The sequence below is a fragment of the Shewanella sp. MBTL60-007 genome, assembly GCF_019654915.1.
Classification (GTDB): Bacteria; Pseudomonadota; Gammaproteobacteria; order Enterobacterales; family Shewanellaceae; genus Shewanella.
The window spans coordinates 40363-61018 of the sequence record NZ_BPET01000005.1 but is presented as its reverse complement, the minus strand read 5'-3'; the positions used below and the strand labels follow the sequence as shown (position 1 = coordinate 61018).

The window sequence follows — 20656 nt, the reverse complement described above, 5'->3', positions numbered from 1 at the left end:
GTGGCGATTGCCACTTTTGGTTATACTAAAGCCGGCAATCGCCGGCTTTTGCATATTTATGGAGTAGACAACTTTGTTAGTGTTTCAATATATTGAAGATGATGCCAGTTTAGCGGCGCTTGTGGAGCAATACCAAGAAGCTGATTTATTGGTGCTAGACACTGAATTTGTTCGTACTCGTACCTACTATGCGCGATTGGGCTTAATCCAAGCCTATGATGGAAAGACGCTAGCACTTATCGATCCTTTAGCGGTCAATAATTTGGACCTATTCTGGCAGTTGTTGACCAAAGAGGGCTGCGTAAAACTGTTGCATTCATGTAGTGAAGACCTAGAGGTCTTTGCACGTTACGGCCAGCGACAGCCTACGAATCTATTCGACAGTCAAATTGCAGCAAGCCTTGCAGGAATGGGTCATGGTTTAGGCTATGCAAAACTTGTCGAGCAGATGCTGGAAGTTAGCATTGATAAAGGCGAGTCACGTACCGATTGGTTAAAACGCCCATTAACGGAGGCACAGCTTAATTACGCCGCAAATGACGTTTATTATCTTTATAAGCTTTACCCGCAGCTGGTTAAGTTGTTAGAAGAGCAGGGCAGGCTTGATTGGGTTTATGAAGAAGGCGTACGTATGACGCAGGGGCGTTTAGAGACGCCAGCCCCTGAAACCGCTTATCTTAAGGTCAAGAATGCTTTCCAGCTTAGCTCAAATCAGCTTGCTGTATTAAGGGATTTGTCCCAATGGCGCCTTAAGCGTGCTCTACAAAAAGATCTGGCGTTAGGCTTTGTCGTTAAAGATCACGCCCTGATTGGTTTGGCTAAGAAACAGCCTAAGTCAACGAATGATCTCTATAAGATGACGGAGCTTACCGAACAGGAAAAGCGTATTCACGGTAAAGAGATTATTAAGATCATCAGTAACGTCAGCTATGATAATCCGCCTAAGCCACTTGACGTTATCGCCCTTAAAACTGGATATAAAAATGCGTTTAAGAGCATCAAGACCTGTATTGCAGAGCAAGCGGAGTCGAAGGGAATTCCGTTGGAGTTATTAGGCTCTAAGAAGTATATTCATGAATATTTGCAGTGGGTTTGGGATGGCAAAAAAGGCGATAAACCTCTAATTTTAAAGGGCTGGAGAGAAGCGATTGTCGCTCAGCCGTTATCGGAGCTTAAGCTGTAATATCGTTAGTATTAATATCAAAAGAAAGCCCGCGAAAGCGGGCTTTTTTGTTAGATGAAGCGCCAATACCGAGGGAGGATTAATTCTGCTCTGGCAAAGTGACATTTAGCTCAAGCACTGAGAAGTGGTCATCGGTCTGCTCGAGCTGAACTGAGACTTGATCGGGCCCGACTTGAACATACTTACGGATCACCTCGATGATTTCCTGCTTCATTTGAGGAAAGTAATCTGGGGCGTCACGCTCTCCACGTTGATGTGCAACGATGATCTGCAGTCGTTCTTTTGCTGTCACCGCAGTGCTTGGTTCCTTTTTCGTTTTAAAATAATCAAGAAGAGACATAAATTAGCTACCAAAAATTCGTTTTAAGAAACCTTTCTTCTCTTCCGTAAGAAATCGGAAAGGCAGTTCTTCACCTAATAACCTTTCTACAGCATCGCTGTAGGCCATACCCGCATCGCTTTCTTGATCGATAATGACAGGTACACCAGAGTTAGAGGCTTTTAATACGGCTTGTGATTCCGGGATTACGCCCAGTAGTGGAATCGCTAAGATCTCTTCGACATCTTGTACACTTAGCATTTCGCCGGTTGTCACGCGAGCAGGTGAGTAACGAGTCAGCAATAGATACTCTTTGACTGGCTCTAAACCTTCTTCTGCACGCTTAGATTTACTCTGCAACATACCTAAAATTCGGTCTGAGTCGCGCACAGAGCTAACTTCAGGGTTAGTGGTAACGATAGCGATATCGGCAAAGTAAAGTGCCATCATAGCGCCAGTTTCGATACCTGCAGGAGAGTCACAGATGATGTATTCAAAATCTTTGGCTAGATCTTCAAGAACCTTACCCACGCCTTCTTTAGTCAAGGCATCTTTATCACGAGTTTGAGAGGCGGGCAGAACAAAAAGATCCCCACATCGCTTATCTTTAATGAGTGCTTGATTAAGATTGGCTTCGCCATTGATGACGTTGACAAAGTCGTAGACTACGCGGCGTTCACAGCCCATGATTAAGTCTAGGTTACGCAGTCCTATATCAAAATCGATAACAACCGTTTTATGGCCTTTCATTGCAAGACCAGTGGCAATTGCAGCACTTGAGGTGGTTTTACCCACGCCACCTTTACCCGATGTGACAACAATAATCTGTGCCATTTATTATAATCCTTTCTATATTTGCGCTCTTTATAGAGGCAATGATTCAACCGTAAGCGACTCGCCTTCTAGACGAATACAACCGCTTGGTGCGGCTCCGTTTTGCTGAAGGTTCTCAGTTAACCAGTATTGACCTGCAATCGATACCAGTTCTGCTTCAAGTTTTTTTGCCATGATAACGGCATGTCTGTCGCCCGACGCGCCAGCCATGGCTTTACCACGTAAAGTTCCGTATATATGGATACTGCCATCAGCGATTACTTCTGCACCATTTCCAACCGCGCCAACAATAATCAGATCGGCATTTTTTGCATAGATCTGTTGTCCTGAGCGGACGTTTTGTTTAACGATTTTGGTGGTCTTAGGCAGTTGAGGTTGTGAATTGGATTCTTTCCCCGATTTAACCGTGGCCAGACCAATCGCTTTAGCTTGTTTAGTGAGTTCAGCTGACGCACTTGTGATCCCAACGATGATCAATTGACGACTGGTTAATATCTCTTTTAATCCAAGTATGTCAAAATTACTCGTTTGAATGGCGCTCAGGTTGACCACTAAAGGTGCACCTAGAAAAAATTGCGGTGCAATAGCGAGCTTAGCATCTAACTCCGCCGCGATAACTGCCATATCATCACTGTTGATATGCAGTACAGAAAGAGTAAAAGAAGAGCCTTTTAATTCGAGGCTAGGTGTTTGCATTCCTGTATTGCTCTCTAGAAAAAGTCAGCGCAGGGCCGATATCCATTATATTCCTAACGGACCATGGTATAGTGTGCTCCCTTAGCTGGCAAGTTGAATAGTTTGGAAATTGAGTCGTATATGATCTGTGCAGTATATAAAAGCCTACGAAAGGCTGAAAGTTACCTTTTCGTTGAAAAACGCAACGATTTTGAGCGTGTTCCAGAAGCATTAATGGAGATGTTTGGCGAGCCACAATTAGTGATGATGTTGCCGATAGATAAAAGAGAACACTTGGGCTTTGCCGATATTAAAAAAGTGAGATCTGAACTGAAAGAAAAAGGATTCTATTTACAGTTGCCACCGCCTGTGGTTAATTTATTAGAACAACATAAGAAAGAGATAGGTTTTAATCCTGAGTAAGTCAGCGATTAAGTCTATTAAAAGCTTTCATAAAGGGGATATATGGTTTTAGGGAAACAGATTCTGGCTTTAACCTGTTGTTTGAGTTTATTGCCCGTTACAGCTATGGCACAAAGTGAAACTCAGGGCAGTTTTTCTGATTATGTTGCGGTGTTAAAGCAAGAAGCTGCAGATAAAGGTTTCAGTCAGCAAACCATAGATGCGGTTTTCCCTAAAATTAAGATGTTTAAAAAGGCCAAGGCCACCAATAATAATCAGGCCGAAACACCCATTACCCTCGAAACCTACCTACCGCAGGTGGTGCCTCAATCTAAGGTCGATTTGGCTCGAGCATTTTATAAACAGCATTACGCTGAACTCGAGAAAATTGGCAAACGCTATGGAGTGCAGCCACGTTTTATCGTGGCATTATTAGGCATAGAGTCTAATCTGGGCCAGTCTCCTGCAAACTATCCAGTGTTATCCGTCACCGCATCTCTTGCCTATGAAGGTCAACGAGAAACATATTTTCGTTCTGAGTTTTTTGCGGCGTTAAAGATTATTGACCAAGGTGGTTTCAGTTTTGCTGAGCTGAAAAGTAACGCGACAGGCTCTATGGGCAAGGCGTTCTTTTTACCTAGTGTTTACCTTTCCTATGCCCAAGACGGCGATGGAGACGGTAAGAAGGACATCTGGGGTAATAGCAGTGATGCCTTAGCGTCTGTGGCTTATTATCTACAGCAGACTGGCTGGAAAGAGTCAGAAACTTGGGGCCGGCAAGTCTGGGTTCCTAAGCAGTTTGAGCCGTCAGTCGCCAGCCTAAGCATCAAGAAAACGTTCAATGAGTGGCAAGCGCTGGGAGTGAGGCGTTTCGATGGCAGTGACTTACCTAAACGGGAAGATATGCAGATCTCCATGGTGATGCCCGATGGCATAAATGGTCGTAAATACCTAGTTTATGATAATTACCGGGGACTACTGCAGTGGAACGCGTCGGACTATTTCGCCATTTCAGTAACTTATCTTTCAGAAAGAATTAAATATCCTCCGATCATCTAATTTTTCACCAGCGATGAGTGAGTAAAAATAAATAGCGGCCTTGGCCGCTATTTTTGTATAGATAAGTCGCTGTTGATTTAATTTTGACCATCAAGGTCACAAATTTTAATTCGATTCATATCGACCGCCTTACCACTAGTGCACCGAGTGGCGTGTGCGTTGTATAATGCTCGGCTAATCGGTTTATATGAGTAGATGATTTTAAGCATGGCGTTTTGGAATGAAAAAACCTTAGCACAGATGAGCACCCAAGAGTGGGAGTCATTATGTGATGGTTGTGGTAAGTGTTGTTTGAATAAATTAATCGACGATGAAACCGAAGAGCTTTATTACACAAATGCCGCTTGTCAGTTACTCGATAATAAAGCGGGCCACTGTAAAAGCTATGAACAGCGTTTTAAGTTCGTTCCGAGCTGCACTAAGGTTACCGTGGATAATATTGAATCATTGACTTGGTTGCCCGACAGCTGCGCTTATCGACGCTTATTTATGGGGAGAGAGTTGCCAAGCTGGCATCCGTTGAGAACGGGGTCCAAAGAGGCGATGATCTTGGCTGGCATGTCGGTTGCGGGTAAGGTGACCTGCGAAACTAAGATCCGAGATATCGAAGATCACATTGTTCTTTGGCCAATGAAAGATGTTGAATAGCCAAGATCCGAAGTAAAAAAACGCCCTATTGAATAGGGCGTTTTTGTATCTGTCTTTTACCAATGACAAATGTCTCTATGCTAACTGAATATACCTACGTCAACGGGGTTAAACAGACTTCTTCAACGCTGGAACAAAGAAGATAGCCAAGGCGAGCAGGTAGCCGCTAAAAGCGACTATCATCCATTGTCCCATCGTGACGCCCATAAACTCCCATGGAATATCTGTACACATGCCAGTAGGCATAAAGATTGACGGTAGCCACTCATGAAGCTGTAACCAGCTAGGAAACTCAGGTAGGTAGGAGCAAGTTGCAAATGGTGATGGATTCATCTGCATGTCTACAAGCTCAAGAGCAAGTTTTAAGCCCCAAATTGCGCTGACAGCCCAAACAATGACGCCAACTAAACGAGCAATACGATTACTGTAGCCTATAACGCCAATCAAACCCGCAAAGAGTAACCCAAAGACCGCCACGCGTTGATAGATACACATCACACATGGATCAAGCTTCATGACGTGTTGGAAGAATAGTGCGGCAAGTTCAAGGGCAACAGCCGATAACATTAGGATAAGCCATGCGGCTCGAGAGTGGGCAAAACCGATTAGTGCATTCAACGACAGGGTCTCCATTGCAGATAAAAAAACGCCCTATTGAATAGGGCGTTTTATATGACTAACTATTTGTTAGATAGTTCAGAAAATGCTTATCAATGAGCAGATAGTACACTATCTGACGCTGCTTGAGCAGAGTGATGGATTAGCATTTGTGTATCATAAAAATACTGAGTCATCTGCTCTAGGGCGCCTAACTGGATAGCAAGGATACCTACGATAGACAATACGATAGTGTATGGCAGTGCCATCCATACCATTCTTCCGTACGATAGACGAATAAGTGGAGCTATTGCCGATGTTAGTAGGAATAGGAACGCTGCCTGACCGTTTGGTGTTGCAACAGAAGGTAGGTTAGTACCTGTGTTAATGGCAACGGCAAGTAGATCAAACTGATCACGGGTGATTTGGCCGTTAAGTAGCGCAGCTTTCACTTCGTTAATATAAACGGTACCTACGAACACGTTATCACTCACCATTGAAAGTAGACCGTTTGCGATATAGAAGATCACTAACTGAGTGTTACCTTCATAGCTTAATGCCCACTGAATAACAGGTGCGAATAACTGCTGATCGATAATCACGGCTACAACGGCAAAGAATACAGCCAATAACGCGGTGAATGGTAAGGCTTCTTCAAAGGCTTTACCTAGAGCGTGTTCGTTAGTAATACCGTTAAATGCAGTGGCTAGAATAATTACCGATAGACCGATTAGACCAACGGAGGCTAAGTGCAGCGCAAGACCTGCGATTAACCATACACCGATAATCGCTTGGATCAGAAGCTTAACTTTATCGTGTTTAGTTCGGTTTGCATCTTCATGTGCATCGTAGTCTGATAGGATCTTGTGAACCGCTTCAGGTAACTGTTGACCATAGCCGAAGACTTTAAACTTCTCGACTAAGAAACAAGTAGTAATACCAGCGAAAAATACCGGAATAGTTACAGGAGACATGCGGATCGCAAATTCAGCGAACTGCCAATTTGCCTGAGCTGCAATAATAAGGTTTTGTGGTTCACCAACCATGGTACAAACACCGCCTAACGCAGTACCTACACCAGCGTGCATTAGTAAGTTACGTAAGAACCCACGGAACGATTCAAGCTCTTCTTCACACAGTTGAGGGTGACCATCGGAGGTGTGATCATGGCTTTCACCAAAGGTCTTACCCGATGCAACTTTGTGGTAGATAGAGTAGAAGCCGACTGCAACAGTAATAATAACAGCGATAACAGTCAGTGCATCTAAGAAAGCAGACAAGAATGCAGATGCCATACAGAAAAGAAGTGATACAGCAACTTTTGAGCGAACCTTAGTGATCATCTTAGTAAAGACGAACAGCAGTAGCTGCTTCATAAAGTAGATACCGGCGACCATGAAGACCAGCAGTAGTACTACTTCTAAGTTAGCCTCAATTTCATGTAACACCTGACTTGGCGAAGTCATGCCGATAGCCACGGCTTCAATCGCTAATAAACCGCCTGGTTGCAGTGGATAACATTTTAGAGCCATAGCTAAGGTGAAGATAAACTCGACAACTAATAGCCAGCCTGCAATAAACGGATTAAAGTAAAATACGATTGGGTTGATCACCAAAAATGATATGATCGCGAGTTTGAACCACTTCGGTGAATTACCCAAGAAGTTGTCAAGAAACGCCCGACTCATTGTCACAGGCATGGAGTCCTCTCTATTGTTTTTCTATGGTTACAAGTAGCAAATTTGCACCGTATGCTACTCGTGATGATGAAAAGGTAAAAGCTTTTTTGATGACTTAAGCCGCCCATTATGACGAAACAGGTATCTATATCAAAAAAATATCACTTAAAACGCGCTGTTAGAGTAAAAAATACTCGCTTTTAGTAATTTATTTGAATAGAGGGGGTCGAATCGGTCTGTTTTGGTTTTCATTTTTCGCCGCTCTGGTATGATCTGTCAAAGAACAACACTAATAATTGGATAGAGTAGGTTAATGATCATCAATGCCAAAGGTCCTGCAAGTTTCGCAGAGAAGTATATTGTACGATCCATTTGGGAAAATAAGTTTCCTCCAGGCTCTATTCTCCCCGCAGAACGCGAGCTTTCAGAACTAATAGGTGTTACCCGCACGACATTGCGAGAAGTGTTGCAACGTCTCGCGCGAGATGGCTGGTTGACGATTCAACACGGTAAACCCACAAGAGTGAATAACTTTTGGGAAACTTCTGGCTTAAATATCTTAGAGACGATTGCCGAGTTGAATCCTGAGGGGTTCCCTGAGTTGGTGGATCAGTTGTTATCGGCAAGAAGCAGCGTCAGTGCTATTTATTTCAGAGGCGCTATTCGCAATAACCCTGATGAAGCGATAGAAGCCCTATCTCATCTCGATGAGCTAGAAGATACCGCCCAAGCTTATGCTGAGTTTGACTATCAATTGCAACATACCTTGGCCTTCTCTTCGGGTAATCCACTTTATGTTTTGATCTTAAATGGATTCAAAGGACTTTATAGCCGAGTGGGTCGTTACTATTTCTCCAGTGCAGAAGCACGCGCTTTAGCGATGGATTTTTATAAGCAGTTACAGCAGCTAGCAATCGATAAAAATTATTCAGATGTACCAGCATTAATGCGAACTTATGGCATTAATAGCGGTGTGATGTGGCAAAGTCTCCGCGACGATATGCCTGTAGATTTAGGTCAGTCTGATAACTAACCTCCGCATTTTATGCGCAGAGTTCAGTGCTAAATTTCAGCGTTAGATAAAAGCCATCGTAAAGATGGCTTTTTCGTTTTTGCTGATTAACGGCTAGGCTATAAGTCGAAGCGATAGTAGAGATCGAGAGATTGTTCTATGGTGCCTGAGACAGTTTCAAGATACAGCTGAGACAGAAGGTAATACCTCACCGTCATCTCATAACCAGGGTTAAATACACCCACGCCATATTTGACCATGAGTTTGTCACCGATAAAACCACTGATGGCAAAGCGGCCATCATCGTTTGCATCGAGCTGCACATTTGAAAAGCCGATTTTCTCTATGATGCCAGCGGCGGTATTACCAATATTGCCGATGGCGCCGCCACCAATCTGGTTGCTTAACGACAGAGCCGCCCCCATCATTAAGCCACTGTTTTGATCAACGCTGGTGTTATTCAGGCCTGTACCACGTACGATATAATTTAAGATCTCAGCTTGCTCTTTAGCGGGGGATGAGAAGAGGTTGACGACAGGCTTCATCGGCGTACCGGTTATACGTACACCAGCGATAACATCTTCATCCTTGATCTCACGAACGGCTTCAATATTAAGGTTCGGGACATCGATAGGTCCGATAAACTGCATTTCTCCCGCGCGTATATCTAAGGTTTGCCCCATAAATTTGTAATTACCATCGATGACTTTTATCTCACCAAAAAGCAGAGGTGGTCTAAATGGACTTTGTTTAAGCTCAAGCTTACCTTTTAGCCTTCCGGTAAGACCCATGCCATCGACACGTAGCCGATCCCCGACATTGAGGTTGACTTGTGCTGACACCGCAAGCGGCGAAACCTGTTGCTCTGTTGTCGCTAAACTGTCTTCAAATACGACATCTTTAGAAACCGCAACGCCGCCTTCCGGTAGTTGCACTATGGTAATGCGCCCGGATGGAACGTTGATATCACCTTGGATATCGAAAGACTCGTTGGTGAACTTAACTTGTAGATCGGTTCCGACGTTTAATATAGCCAGTGGTGGTTGGATCACTGCTAGATCTTTCCCCTTTATGGCAAAGGCACCATTGAGTTGTTGTTGGGCCCAATCTAACTCGCCATCGACAAAGGCTTGGCCTTTCCCCATTTTTAGCTCGCCATCGATTTTGGCTTTTTTGCCTGAAAAGATAAAGTCGAGATCGACATCTTCCAACAACGTTGGGTTGGCTGTAGCCATAATTGATCCGTCATTGAGTGAGATCTCGCCGGAAACTTGCGGCTCTCTTAAGCTACCGCCTATTTGTAACTCACTGGATATCTTACCTTCTAAGACCTCAAGCTCAGGTAACAACTCAGCTAGGGCTTGTAAGTTAATCTGGTGCAATGAGAGTTGGCCTTGCATATTTCTATCTGGAGTGACGTTAATTCCCAGATTGGCTTCCATACTTGCAATATCATAAGACTCTAATGACAGTGAGGTCATCAGCTGCTTCTCATCTAAGCGGCTGCGTAACTGTACGGATTTATAGCCTATGGCAACTTCGCTATTATTGGTCGCTTGGAAGTCGATATTACCTGGTTGAAGCTCAAGCTCAACGCTGCCAATAGGCTTGGCATTTTCAAACCATCGTAGCTTGGAGCTGAGTGTTGCTGGTCCCGTCCAGTCGAGGCTTTCAGGCAGCCACGGCTCAGCAAGGACACCGAGATCGCCCACAAATTCGAGGGAGGCATGGCCATCTAAGCCTAATTGTATCTGCTCTTTGGCGCATAATTTGCCGCCAACATGAGATAAACAGAATGGCGCAACACTTCCCGTTTGTGAATCTAAGTGATATTCGGTATTAAAGGGAGACTCTAGAGTGATATCACCTAATTTAGAGGCTAATGATAACCGCTTGACTTGAGCGATAATCTGTTGGTTTTTCTCGTGATACTCACTAGTTAAATCGGTGTTTAAGACCAAGTCTCCCTGTGTTGTCATTATGAGCGACTGTTTAGTTAAGTCCCCCTGTGCGTTAAGGGAAATATTGGAAAGTTCCAGATCTTGATACTTAAAATCATGCAGATTGAACGATGCAATAAAGCTTTGATTATCTAATGGTTTATATTGGCCCGTTAAACCAAGGTTAGCTAGTTCCACTTCAAAAATCTGTAAATCGCTTGCCTTTAATGACACGCCAATATTGGGATGTTCACTCGCTCCTGAAACATCAATATCGGCTTTAATATTTCCTTGGGCGTCAGCCTGCCATAAGCTCAAGTCAGGCACGGTTAATTCGCCGCTAAGTGACCACTGTTTGTCGACCTCACCCTGAACAAACAATCGACTTTGTAATGCACTGACGTTTAAGCCTTGTGAGCTTAAGTGCCATTTACTGTCGATGGATACTGCACCATCGATCTGTAGTGGGTAATGCATGATGTGGCCGCTAAGATTGGCATCTTCAACATCGATTGCCCACGAATTATCGGCGAGGTTAAATCGGCCTGCGCTATTAAAAGGGCCAGTGATTTCACTATTTGGTAAAGGCTCTGATAAGCCTAGATCTAATTGACCGATATCGAACTGCTGGGCTGCGACTTTGGCGTGCCAAGCTAATACCTCTCCATACTCAAATGAGCCTTGAACAGCGATATCGCCTAACTCTTGATTATTGCCGTGGAGCTTATCAAATACTAACTGATTATTGGCGTGACTAAATACCGTGTCGATATCGAGTGTTGGTTGATATTGTGACCAGAACTGAGTTTTTAGCTTAACCTGCTGCGCGTCAAGGTTACCTTGGCTAGTGAGGCTTACCTTGCTTGCGCTAAATTGAGCCTTCTTTAGTGGCCATTGTAGTTGCTCAGCCTCTAATGTCAGTTGATATGGGATCTGTGGCTTAGCGAGCTCGACTGTCGATTCAATATCGAAGTTAAACTGACCGCTACCTATAATATGGCTGTTAAGTCCCTTAAAGCCTTGCTTAACAGTCACCACTAGCTGTTGGTTTTTAAGCCCTGGAAGCTCCTTCACATGATCGAGATCTATCGAAGACTCTATGTCCATTGGGTAATCGTCAATCAGTGACATCTGTCCGCTCAGATCAATGTCACCGTAGCTATGGCTAGCGTTAAAGTCATCGATATTGATTAGAAATTGCTGATAGCTACCCGCTAAATGGAGTTTGGAGAAATGATCTTTTCTGGGGCCGAGGATCAAGTCACCGTTTTCGATATCCAAGGCGTCTACAAAGACTGGAATAGGCATAAAGACTTGGGGCAGGTTGGCCATAACCCACTCACTCTCTTTCTGCTCTTGTTTTTCGTTTTGTTGTGTTTTTACCTGCGTATTGCTGGTAGCGATTTTTTTCTTGCTCGGCTCGGCTGCGGGGTTATTGCTATCATCAGCGGACTCGGAGAAGGGGATAGATACTAATAGACCTTCAGAATAGATAGAACTTGCGCGGATCCCGGTTGCAAGCCATTCAGCACTTAAGTCCAGTTGATTGGCATTAAAGTCCATATCGTTGACTCGAACCGTGACATTATTGAGCGCGCCACTGACGAGGGTGATCCCAAAGGGAAGGGTGATCTCTTGATTTTCCTCTTCGTCAGGAGAGGTATCATCCATCGTCGAGGTTAAATTTGAGTCAAGGTCAGTACCTGATGCAGGGTCGTCAATAGAGTCGACCTCTGCACCGATAAGTGCGGTATCGATTTCAACATTCACCTTTGAGCTTGCAAGCTGCTCTACACACAGCTGTTTTTGCATTAAACACACAGGGTTCCATGCCAAGACCAGATCGGTGACTTCAACTTTTACCCCCGACATCTGCCAAGCGGCATAATCTAGCTCAATCTGGCGGTTGAGTTGGCCAGACTTATAATCAAGCTCTAAGTCAGGAACAAAAATGTCGGCAAGCTTGATGGCGATATGGCTACCAAACTGGGTACCGAACAACATTGCAAAGCAAACTAGTACGAGTAAAGGCGTGTAGATAGCGAAGCGGCTTATTAGCTTAAACCAGGCCCATATGCGCATATACCAGGGTCTACTTTTAGCGGCCGTGTTAGTGTTGGCCTCATTGGGGCCTTGACTGGATGCGGTCATAGCTCGGCTCCCATGGTAATGTGAATACGCCAAGGGCGACTTATGGTATCTGTCTCTTTTAATCCAATACCCACATCGAGCTTGACTGGGCCAATTGGCGAGATCCAATGGATACCGGCACCAACGGAAGTAATGAGCTCAATCTGGTTCACATCAAAAGCGTTACCCGCATCGATAAAGGTCGCGACTCGCCAAGTTGGCGTGACATAATATTGATATTCGATACTGCCAACCATCAAGTAGCGTCCACCGACAACTTCTCGAACGATTTCACCTTCGTCATTAACCGAGTCGATCGAGGGGCCGAGTTCGTTATAGCTATAACCACGAATACTCTGATCACCACCGGCGAAATAACGTAAAGAGGGCGGAATACTCTCAAGCGAGCCATCACTTGTGAGGTTGGCAGCCATATCTAAACGCGAGACGATTCTGTGTTTATCAAAAAAGGTGTTTATCCATTTAAATTTGGTTTGTAAACGGGCCAGCCTGACCTCGGACCCAAGGCTTGGGTCGGCATACTCTAGGCTATAAAATTGGAAAAAGCCCGACTTGGGATCCAGCGAGTTATCCCCACGGGTAGTTTTAGACAGGCTTGTGCCAAATAACACAAATCTTGGATCATAATCCACGCCTGACTGGGTATAGTCTTCACGCATGACTTCTGCCGAGTAATTAAATAGCCATTTGCTTTGCAGCCGTTGCTGGCGAATGAGAGCAAACATCATTTTTGATGCTTCGAGCTGACCCGTATTATTAAAGTCACGTTCTTCAGGATCGTAAACCTGTGTAACTCCGTATTTATCCCTGAGCATGCCCATTCGTATTTTTAATTGGTCATCGAGAGGGTGAGTTAAGGGGATGGTGTAAGTTGTCAAAAACTTAGGCTTATCAGGCGACCACTCGGCAGTTGTCTCCTGAGAATGACCGTATCGATTGATTTGTGGAGTCCGCCAAGTCACTCGAACACGAGGTTCTAGGTTATTATCAACCGTATTACCGATATCAGCACCCAGACCTAACTCTATTGAGTGATCGGGGCGCGAACTTAGCTCGACACGTACTGGAACTTGTAGTCCTTCGACCTGATCGACTAATGGTAGTACCTTGATGTTTGAAAAGTATCCTGTATCTAATAACTGACGGTTTAACTGGCCTAGGTTCCCGGTGCTATAGGGAGCATCAAGCTCAAACGGAATAAGCTGCTCAAGGAGTCTAGGTTCTAAGGTCGCTCCGGTAAAGCTGACCTTGCCGATGTGGTAACGCTTGCCAGAATCATAATATAGAGAGATTTTTGCAGTATTAAAGTCACGGTCTACGGCTATTTGTGATAAATCGAATTTGCCATCAAAATAACCGCGAGCGAGGGCGAGTGTCAGTAGCTGCGCCTTGATATCCTCATAAACCCCATGGTTGAGTCGATCACCGGGTCGCACGTTTAACTGGCTAAGCCATTTTTCGAAGACGGGATCATTACGCATCTCACCTTTAACCTGAATATCAATCCAGCTAATTAAGGTGGGCTTTCCAGCATCGATATCTAACGTTAATACCCAAGGGCGCTTGTCATGACTAGTGACGTTTTGCGACACCTTACTATGGTAGTAGCCCATAGAGTGCATTGCGGCTTCAATATTATCCTCGGCATTAAAGATAAAAGCACGGCGTTGCACGCTCGAATCAGGCAAGCTGCCTAAGTGAGCCTTGACGTTACGTGCCAAGCTGCCCTCGACACCGTTAATCTTGAGTGTTAACCAATCATTCGCCTGCACTGAAAATGTTACAGATGTAACACCGATAAGCAGTAAGGAAGTGGTTAGCACACGAAGCAAACTTTTCAACAAAAATTAGACTCTTATTAATAGTTTAATTTAGACCAAGCTATTGTCACTAGAATCGTTAACTCAAGCAAGTTGCTGATTGTAATTATGGCCGAAAATGGTTACAAAGAGAGCAAATAAATACAATAGGATACAGTTTGTGAACTCTAAGATGCTAAGTCGGACAGCCTTGCTTATATTATCGACAGTTATCTCGGCAAGTGGCATGGCCAGTGATAGGCCTTTTTCAATCGCGATTCATGGCGGCGCTGGTACTATCTCTAAGGCAAATTTAACCCCTGAGCAGCAAAAGGCTTATCGCGAGAAATTACAGCAAGCGGTTGACGCGGGCTACGATATTCTTGCTAAAGGGGGAACTAGCTTATCGGCCGTTCGGGCATCGATTAATATTCTAGAAAACAGCCCGCTTTTTAATGCAGGCCTTGGCGCTGTGTATACCTATGATGGGGGGCACGAACTGGACGCATCGATTATGGACGGTAAAACCATGAATGCTGGCGCGGTTGCCGGAGTAAAACATATTAAAAACCCCATTGACTTAGCCATCACTGTGATGGAAAAGTCACCCCATGTGATGTTATCTGGTCAAGGTGCAGAAGAGTTCGCGCTCACTCAGGGTTATCAGTTAGTTCCAGTAAACACATTCGATAGCGAGAGCCGCTATCAGCAACTGAAAAGTGCCAAAGAAAAAATCCAGAAAGCGGAATCTAACGCCGATTATCAGGCTAGCACTGGCTCTAACACACACCATAATTATCAGCAAAGCGCCCTAGATTACAGCGAGTTTGACTATAAATTTGGTACAGTGGGTGCTGTTGCGCTAGATCAAGATGGCAATCTAGCGGCTGGCACCTCAACAGGCGGGATGACGGCTAAGCGATTTGGCCGTATCGGAGACTCGCCCGTTATTGGCGCGGGAACGTATGCTGAGAACGGCGTCTGTGCCGTCTCTGCGACAGGTCATGGTGAGTACTTTATTCGTTATCATGTGGCGGGTGATATCTGCGCCAAGGTGAAATATCAGAAGAAATCAATTATTCAAGCGGCCGATGAGGTGATTAATCAACGTCTGATCACCGCTGGTGGCACGGGCGGTGTGATTGCTATCGATCAGCGAGGTAACATCGCTACGCCATTTAATACCGAAGGCATGTACCGTGCAACTCGAAAACAAAATGAACCCGCTCAGGTGATGATCTGGTCAGATCTATAACCTAAAGATGAAGCGCACTAAGCTCAACTAGTCGAGCTCGGTGCGCTCATATTCGTCTAACTTCTGTATTCATGTTATCGACTATTCTTCTCAATAAGCACATTAAATTATTATTCACTAATAAAACTCTTTACAAGGTTATATAATGAGTGAAATTTAACCTGGTAAAGTATCTTATGACTGCAGAAAAGAGACCAAGCACAGCAGCTTCAAAGCCAGATAGAACCACCGCAATGCAACAAATCATCGAGCAGGTTAAGCAGGAGCTGCCGTTGTATGAGTCGGAAACTTTTGTTTGTGGGCCAGAGGGGAGTTGCCTAGGTTGCCCTAAAAAGCTGTTAGAGTTAGTAGATAGCGAACTGAGCTATTGGGAGGCCGCGATATCGAACGGACAAACACCACAATTTGATGAGATCCGCCGCTTTGGTAAGTTGTGTACCAATGTAAAGCGAGGCTTAGACCGTAATGGCGTGTTAGATAAATATCAGCAGCTAAAAAATGATAGGGTTAAATTTGGCAGCCATTCTTAACAGCTCCTCAGTTTGACGTTGTTTTGTTGTTATCAAGTTTCACGGGCTATTGCTAAGCCACTTTTAGCTCATTTTCTACAAAATCCCTAACAATTACCTATAGAGTCATTACCGATCGTGTAACGCTTTGCCTAAGAGTGCCAGTATGGCTCATCATCAATGGTGAGTTAATCAAAATCTGTGAAATACATCACGAACATATATTTGTATGGTTCTGAATAAAAAGCCAAAATGCCGCGCAATCTCTTTCCCCTAAAAATAGCGTATACGCATAAAAGGTTGCACATGAGCAAGAAATTTCTGATCACTTGGGATCAAATGCAAAGTTACACCCGCCAGTTGGCAGAGCGCCAGCTACCTGCAGAACAATGGAAAGGCATTATTGCAGTTAGCCGCGGTGGATTAGTACCTGCAGCTATTCTAGCTCGAGAGTTAGGTATTCGTAATGTAGATACTATCTGTATCTCTAGCTACGATCACGATCATCAGCGTGAGACTAAAATCATTAAGCAGGCGCCAGGAGACGGTGAAGGCTTTATCGTTGTCGATGATCTGGTTGATAGTGGCTCTACTGCTAAAATCGTCCGCGAAATCTACCCTAAGGCTAAGTTTGTTACCGTGTGTGCTAAACCAGCCGGTAAGCCATTAGTTGATGATTACATCGTTGATATCCCACAAGACACTTGGATCGAGCAGCCTTGGGATACAGGCGTGAGCTTTAGAGAGCCGCTTTGTAAGTGATTGCCTGATATAGTTTTAAGGCGCAAATCAAAACCGAATAGTCCCGCTATTCGGTTTTTTTGTCGCTGTTAATCGTATAGGGTGAAGCAATAAAGAAAAAGTGGTCGAGTAAGCATTAGGATATTTTTTAGCTAATGAGTGTGGCAATGATGGGCCGACTCTATGCTGATTATCTTGCTGTTGAATTTTTATCGCGCGTTGAATATATCCATCAAGCTGATTAGTGCATGATTGGCTTAATAATGTTTGTCTGTCTTTATTGCCTTTTGCATTTCGAATGGTGAGAGAGGTTTTCGACATTAATATCTTGTAATCTCAATTGCAGGCACTCGTTGACTCGTAATCCACTCCCATAAAGCATCTCCACCACAATTTTTGCTAGTCCACTCATGTGTGACAATATCAGAGCAATCTCTTGATAAGATAAGACCGTAGGCAATGTGCGCTGCTTTGCTGCTAACGTAAAACCTAGATCGCTAATTCAATTTTTAAGTGTTGCTGGTATAAAAAAGCTAATGCATTAAGTGCGACTTTTTGCGTATTAACTGCGACATTCTGTTTGTTAGCTAACCAACTTAAAAAGTTATTACGTCAACAGAAGAGAGCGTAATAGGGTGAGCTTTATGATGAAATAAAATGTAGCGCTTGATCCAGTAAAGATAAGCTTTTTCTGTGCGAAGACTATAGCCTCGTAAGCGAATCTCTTGTCTAATCGATTCTAAAAAAGGACTGGAATGTGTCATTTTCGCCTCTCGCTTCTAACTGTGTTTTTTACAGTGTTATCTGTGTTTGTAAGATGCTAGCGCACTTTGTTAGGAATGACAGAGATTCGGCTGTTGCTAACTTGTTAAATGTATTGTAAATTCAAAAGCATAGAGTAGGGCGCGTTTTCTTCGCTGGGATGTAAAACGAATAAAGTGCGCTCGCGCGCTTTTGCAAAAGTGGTATTGCATACAATTTTTCTCTAGAACACTTAACGCATTATTATTGTTTGTATTTTAGTCTGTGTTCTTGTGCGCGTTTTTCCGGTCACGATCGACATAGTGCGCAAGCGTTATATTAAAATGTTATATTTTTCATAAATTTAGGAGTTATTCCAATGTCTTATTCTGAGGCTAGTTGCCTTTGTGGTTCAGTAAAGATTACGGCTGAAAAGGTTAATCCTAAGTTTACAGTTTGCCACTGTCAGTCATGCCGTTCCTGGGGCGGCGCTCCATTCATTGCGGTGAAGTGTGGAATCCAAGTGAAATTCGAAGGTGCAGAGAACGTGAAAATGTACGAGTCTTCCTCTTGGGCCTCTCGTGGTTTCTGCACTGAGTGTGGAACTCACCTGTTCTATAAATTCAAAGAAACAGGTGAATACAATATGCCAGTGGGTCTGTTTCCTGATTTAGAAGGGTTGGAAATGGACATGCAGTATTTTATTGATATGCGCCCAAGTTACTACTGCTTTGCCAATGAAACTAAGGAAATGACTTCTGAAGAGATCATGGCCTATTTTACAGATAAGGTGTAACCAAACAGATAACAATAAATTTAAGCAGATTCGCAACGCTTGGCACTTTTGGTTTGAATCGGCTTAGGTGTTTACGGCACAATTCTTTAGGTAAGTGGTAGCGTTGCTCACTACTTAGTTTGGCGTTAGGCATTCAGGCATGTCCAAGTTTACATATTATAGAAATCTTGTATTAGCTGTTGTTTGTTTTGTTCGTAGTATATCTATTGGATATGTTCAACTAACTCAAGAAAACGGTGGCTTCCCTTATAAAGAAGAACTGGTTAAACGTGAAGGCTATATCGATTGGGTGCAGGAATATGATTACGGAATTCGCTTTGCATTTGTAGATGATAAATATAATTTTAATTACCCTTCTAAATCTAACGGTCAGGGCATAGTTTATGACTCATTATTCAACTCTCAAGGAAAAAGAGTTGAGGTTCTATTTGAGGCTAGAGAAAGTACAAAGCCGATATATACAACTAAAGAGTTTCACGATGTATTTGAAGTCAAGGTAGAACAGAATGTTATCCGCTCCTATGCCGAATCGGAAAAGGCTTGGAAATCAGATAATTTACTTATGCCTTTTATCCTGGCACTCTTTTTAATTGGTGGGCCATATATATGGTGGAAAACCAAGAAAGAGTACAAGAATGCCTAACAAGCGCATTAAGTAACGGGACTGCTAACAGTTGGCTCAGTTTCGCTTCGCTACACATTTTAACCACCAACTATCAGCCCCTTATGCGGGCGTTAGTTGGCTTACCGATGTCTGCACTCGTCAAGGCCTAAATAGCAAGATTAATTTTTAAAAGGACTTAAATAATGAAAGTTATCCCCCTTCTAGTGTCGTTGTCTATCTGGGCAAGTAACTCTTATGCTATGGATGATTTCTCTGCCATTGATAAATATGTAAACGCAGCGAAAAAGGAAATGGGCTTGCCTTCTGGCACCGCTATTGCCGTTGTTAAAGAGGGGGAAATTGTTTATGAAGGGTATTTTGGTTACGCTAACATCAAAGAAAACAAGAAAGTAACTGCTGAAACAGCATTCTATATTGCCTCAATTACAAAACCTATGTTCGCTTTGTCCACTTTACTGTTGGAACATAATGGAGATATTAAAGACAGCACTTCAATGGCTGAAATGTTCCCTAAACAAGACTTTCTGAAATTTGATGCAGATAAAGTTCAATTAAAGCACTTAATGTCGTGCTCTTCAGGCATCGAGAATGATGCACTTTTAAATACTTTAGCTTTCACAGGCAACCATAATCTTAAGCAGCGTCATAGGCTTTTAAGTGCTTCGGTTAAAAATCAAAGAAACCCTTTGGGGCAATTTGAATATACCAATCTTGGTTTTAATATTGCCAGTATTTGGGTTGATGACTTTTACTCGCAAGGCTGGCAAAAGATATTATCAGAGACAATTTATCAACCACTTGGCATGAATCATACTAGTTCCTACATGAGTGATGCCGCTAAAAAAAGTATTGAAGTAGCTCGTCCTTATGGATTAACAGGTAAAGATCCTACAGCAATTTTAACGTTTGAAAAAAGCGATATAACTATGCATGCAGCTGGTGGAACTATTGCAACTGCATCTGATCTTGGGTTATTTTTAATCGCGCAGCTCAATCAGGGAATAGTAAATGGCAAACAAGTGTTCCCTGCTGAAGTAATTAAAAAATCTCACCAACAATTAGTCTCACACAATGGAAGTTTTCTTGATTTTAAACGCACTGGTTATGCATGGGGCTGGCAAATAGGCCCATACAAAGGAAGTAGAATGCTTCATCATTTTGGTGGTGTTGCTGGTACTCATACCCACAGCTCTTTTATTCCAGAACATAATATTGGTTTAGTGGTATTGAATAATGAAAGTAATATTAGTCAATATTTGACCAATGCCATAAGTGATATCGTTTATAGTATTTTACTTGATGATGGTGATGCCAATAAAAAGGCAGAAAAGCATATTTTAGCGATGCGAACAATAGCTTCTGAAGAGAAAGCAAACATTAAAAAATGGAACGATATAAAGGCAAAAAAAGCATCCTCTAGAGTTATGCAACTTAGTCTGGATAAACAAAAATATGTTGGAGTATTTCATCATCCTCTTTGGGGACAATTAAATATTAAACTGCTTAAGTCTGGTGCTTTTGAAGTGAGATTAGGTGAAGTTAGTACAATAGCAACAGCTTATACTAAGTTGGATACAATGCGGGTCGAGTTCTCTGAAATGAATGAAGGAGGCAAAGTTTTAACATATAAATTAAAAGATGGTGAAGTTAAAGGCTTAACGCTTTTCGGAGAAAACTTTAAGAAGGTATAA

Annotated in this window: 18 protein-coding genes and 1 pseudogene; 11 read left to right on the top strand and 8 right to left on the bottom strand. The window is 43.2% G+C overall.

What is annotated here, in order from left to right; translation table 11 throughout:
* The first annotated feature begins 73 nt into the window (after positions 1-73).
* Positions 74-1183: a ribonuclease D gene (rnd, locus tag K5Q92_RS02710; RefSeq protein ID WP_220767515.1), complete on the top strand. Its 1110-nt coding sequence runs from the start codon at positions 74-76 to the stop codon at positions 1181-1183.
* A gap of 79 nt (positions 1184-1262) precedes the next feature.
* On the opposite strand, the gene minE is transcribed toward rnd, so the two are convergent.
* From minE to minC, 3 genes are read right to left on the bottom strand one after another with little or no spacing between them, the layout of a single operon-like run.
* Entirely contained in the window at positions 1263-1523 is a 261-nt protein-coding gene (gene minE / locus K5Q92_RS02705; protein WP_202720173.1) for a cell division topological specificity factor MinE, read from the bottom strand.
* Positions 1524-1526: 3 nt separating this feature from the next.
* Positions 1527-2336, bottom strand: coding sequence for a septum site-determining protein MinD (minD, locus tag K5Q92_RS02700; RefSeq protein ID WP_220767514.1), 810 nt, complete (start codon positions 2334-2336; stop codon positions 1527-1529).
* 30 nt (positions 2337-2366) lie between these two features.
* On the bottom strand, positions 2367-3032 hold the full coding sequence (gene minC, locus K5Q92_RS02695; protein WP_202720175.1) for a septum site-determining protein MinC: 666 nt from the start codon (positions 3030-3032) through the stop codon (positions 2367-2369).
* A gap of 120 nt (positions 3033-3152) precedes the next feature.
* On the opposite strand from minC, the gene K5Q92_RS02690 reads away from it, so the two are divergent.
* The 3 genes from K5Q92_RS02690 to K5Q92_RS02680 all read left to right on the top strand — a co-directional run bounded on the left by K5Q92_RS02690 (position 3153) and on the right by K5Q92_RS02680 (position 5120).
* The gene (locus K5Q92_RS02690) at positions 3153-3434 is read left to right on the top strand and encodes a YcgL domain-containing protein (RefSeq protein ID WP_220767573.1); all 282 of its coding nucleotides are present in this window, start codon (positions 3153-3155) and stop codon (positions 3432-3434) included.
* Positions 3435-3476: 42 nt separating this feature from the next.
* A complete protein-coding gene (locus K5Q92_RS02685) occupies positions 3477-4472 on the top strand; it encodes a lytic murein transglycosylase (protein ID WP_220767513.1) in 996 nt (331 codons plus the stop codon).
* 207 nt (positions 4473-4679) lie between these two features.
* A complete protein-coding gene (locus K5Q92_RS02680) occupies positions 4680-5120 on the top strand; it encodes a YcgN family cysteine cluster protein (RefSeq protein WP_220767512.1) in 441 nt (146 codons plus the stop codon).
* Positions 5121-5228: 108 nt separating this feature from the next.
* Here the strand turns inward: K5Q92_RS02680 and dsbB are convergent, their stop codons facing one another.
* Both dsbB and nhaB read right to left on the bottom strand, forming a co-directional pair.
* Positions 5229-5738 (bottom strand): disulfide bond formation protein DsbB, encoded by a 510-nt coding sequence (gene dsbB / locus K5Q92_RS02675; protein WP_374758435.1) that lies wholly within the window; start codon positions 5736-5738, stop codon positions 5229-5231.
* Positions 5739-5830: 92 nt separating this feature from the next.
* The gene (gene nhaB, locus K5Q92_RS02670; protein WP_220767510.1) at positions 5831-7417 is read right to left on the bottom strand and encodes a sodium/proton antiporter NhaB; all 1587 of its coding nucleotides are present in this window, start codon (positions 7415-7417) and stop codon (positions 5831-5833) included.
* Between the two features lie 292 nt (positions 7418-7709).
* Here nhaB and fadR point away from each other — a divergent pair, with 292 nt between their 5' ends.
* Positions 7710-8429 (top strand): fatty acid metabolism transcriptional regulator FadR, encoded by a 720-nt coding sequence (gene fadR / locus K5Q92_RS02665; protein ID WP_220767509.1) that lies wholly within the window; start codon positions 7710-7712, stop codon positions 8427-8429.
* 98 nt (positions 8430-8527) lie between these two features.
* On the opposite strand, the gene K5Q92_RS02660 is transcribed toward fadR, so the two are convergent.
* Together K5Q92_RS02660 and K5Q92_RS02655 are read right to left on the bottom strand one after the other, a co-directional pair.
* On the bottom strand, positions 8528-12499 hold the full coding sequence (locus K5Q92_RS02660; RefSeq protein ID WP_220767508.1) for a translocation/assembly module TamB domain-containing protein: 3972 nt from the start codon (positions 12497-12499) through the stop codon (positions 8528-8530).
* The gene (locus K5Q92_RS02655) at positions 12496-14343 is read right to left on the bottom strand and encodes an autotransporter assembly complex family protein (RefSeq protein ID WP_374758434.1); all 1848 of its coding nucleotides are present in this window, start codon (positions 14341-14343) and stop codon (positions 12496-12498) included. The genes K5Q92_RS02660 and K5Q92_RS02655 overlap by 4 nt, the downstream gene beginning before the upstream one ends.
* A gap of 148 nt (positions 14344-14491) precedes the next feature.
* Between K5Q92_RS02655 and K5Q92_RS02650 the strand changes: the two genes are divergently transcribed.
* From K5Q92_RS02650 to gpt, 3 genes are all read left to right on the top strand, one after another.
* The gene (locus K5Q92_RS02650) at positions 14492-15553 is read left to right on the top strand and encodes an isoaspartyl peptidase/L-asparaginase family protein (RefSeq protein WP_220767571.1); all 1062 of its coding nucleotides are present in this window, start codon (positions 14492-14494) and stop codon (positions 15551-15553) included.
* A gap of 176 nt (positions 15554-15729) precedes the next feature.
* Positions 15730-16083, top strand: a complete 354-nt coding sequence (locus K5Q92_RS02645; protein ID WP_220767507.1) for a hypothetical protein — start codon at positions 15730-15732, stop codon at positions 16081-16083.
* Positions 16084-16368: 285 nt separating this feature from the next.
* The gene (gpt, locus tag K5Q92_RS02640; RefSeq protein ID WP_220767506.1) at positions 16369-16824 is read left to right on the top strand and encodes a xanthine phosphoribosyltransferase; all 456 of its coding nucleotides are present in this window, start codon (positions 16369-16371) and stop codon (positions 16822-16824) included.
* A 468-nt stretch (positions 16825-17292) separates the two neighbouring features.
* On the opposite strand, the pseudogene K5Q92_RS24170 reads toward gpt, so the two are convergent.
* Positions 17293-17567: pseudogene (locus tag K5Q92_RS24170) on the bottom strand (site-specific integrase).
* Between the two features lie 356 nt (positions 17568-17923).
* On the opposite strand from K5Q92_RS24170, the gene K5Q92_RS02630 reads away from it, so the two are divergent.
* From K5Q92_RS02630 to K5Q92_RS02620, 3 genes are all read left to right on the top strand, one after another.
* Entirely contained in the window at positions 17924-18340 is a 417-nt protein-coding gene (locus tag K5Q92_RS02630) for a GFA family protein (RefSeq protein ID WP_220767505.1), read from the top strand.
* 139 nt (positions 18341-18479) lie between these two features.
* Entirely contained in the window at positions 18480-18983 is a 504-nt protein-coding gene (locus tag K5Q92_RS02625; protein ID WP_220767504.1) for a hypothetical protein, read from the top strand.
* Between the two features lie 164 nt (positions 18984-19147).
* Positions 19148-20656, top strand: coding sequence for a serine hydrolase (locus K5Q92_RS02620; protein ID WP_220767503.1), 1509 nt, complete (start codon positions 19148-19150; stop codon positions 20654-20656).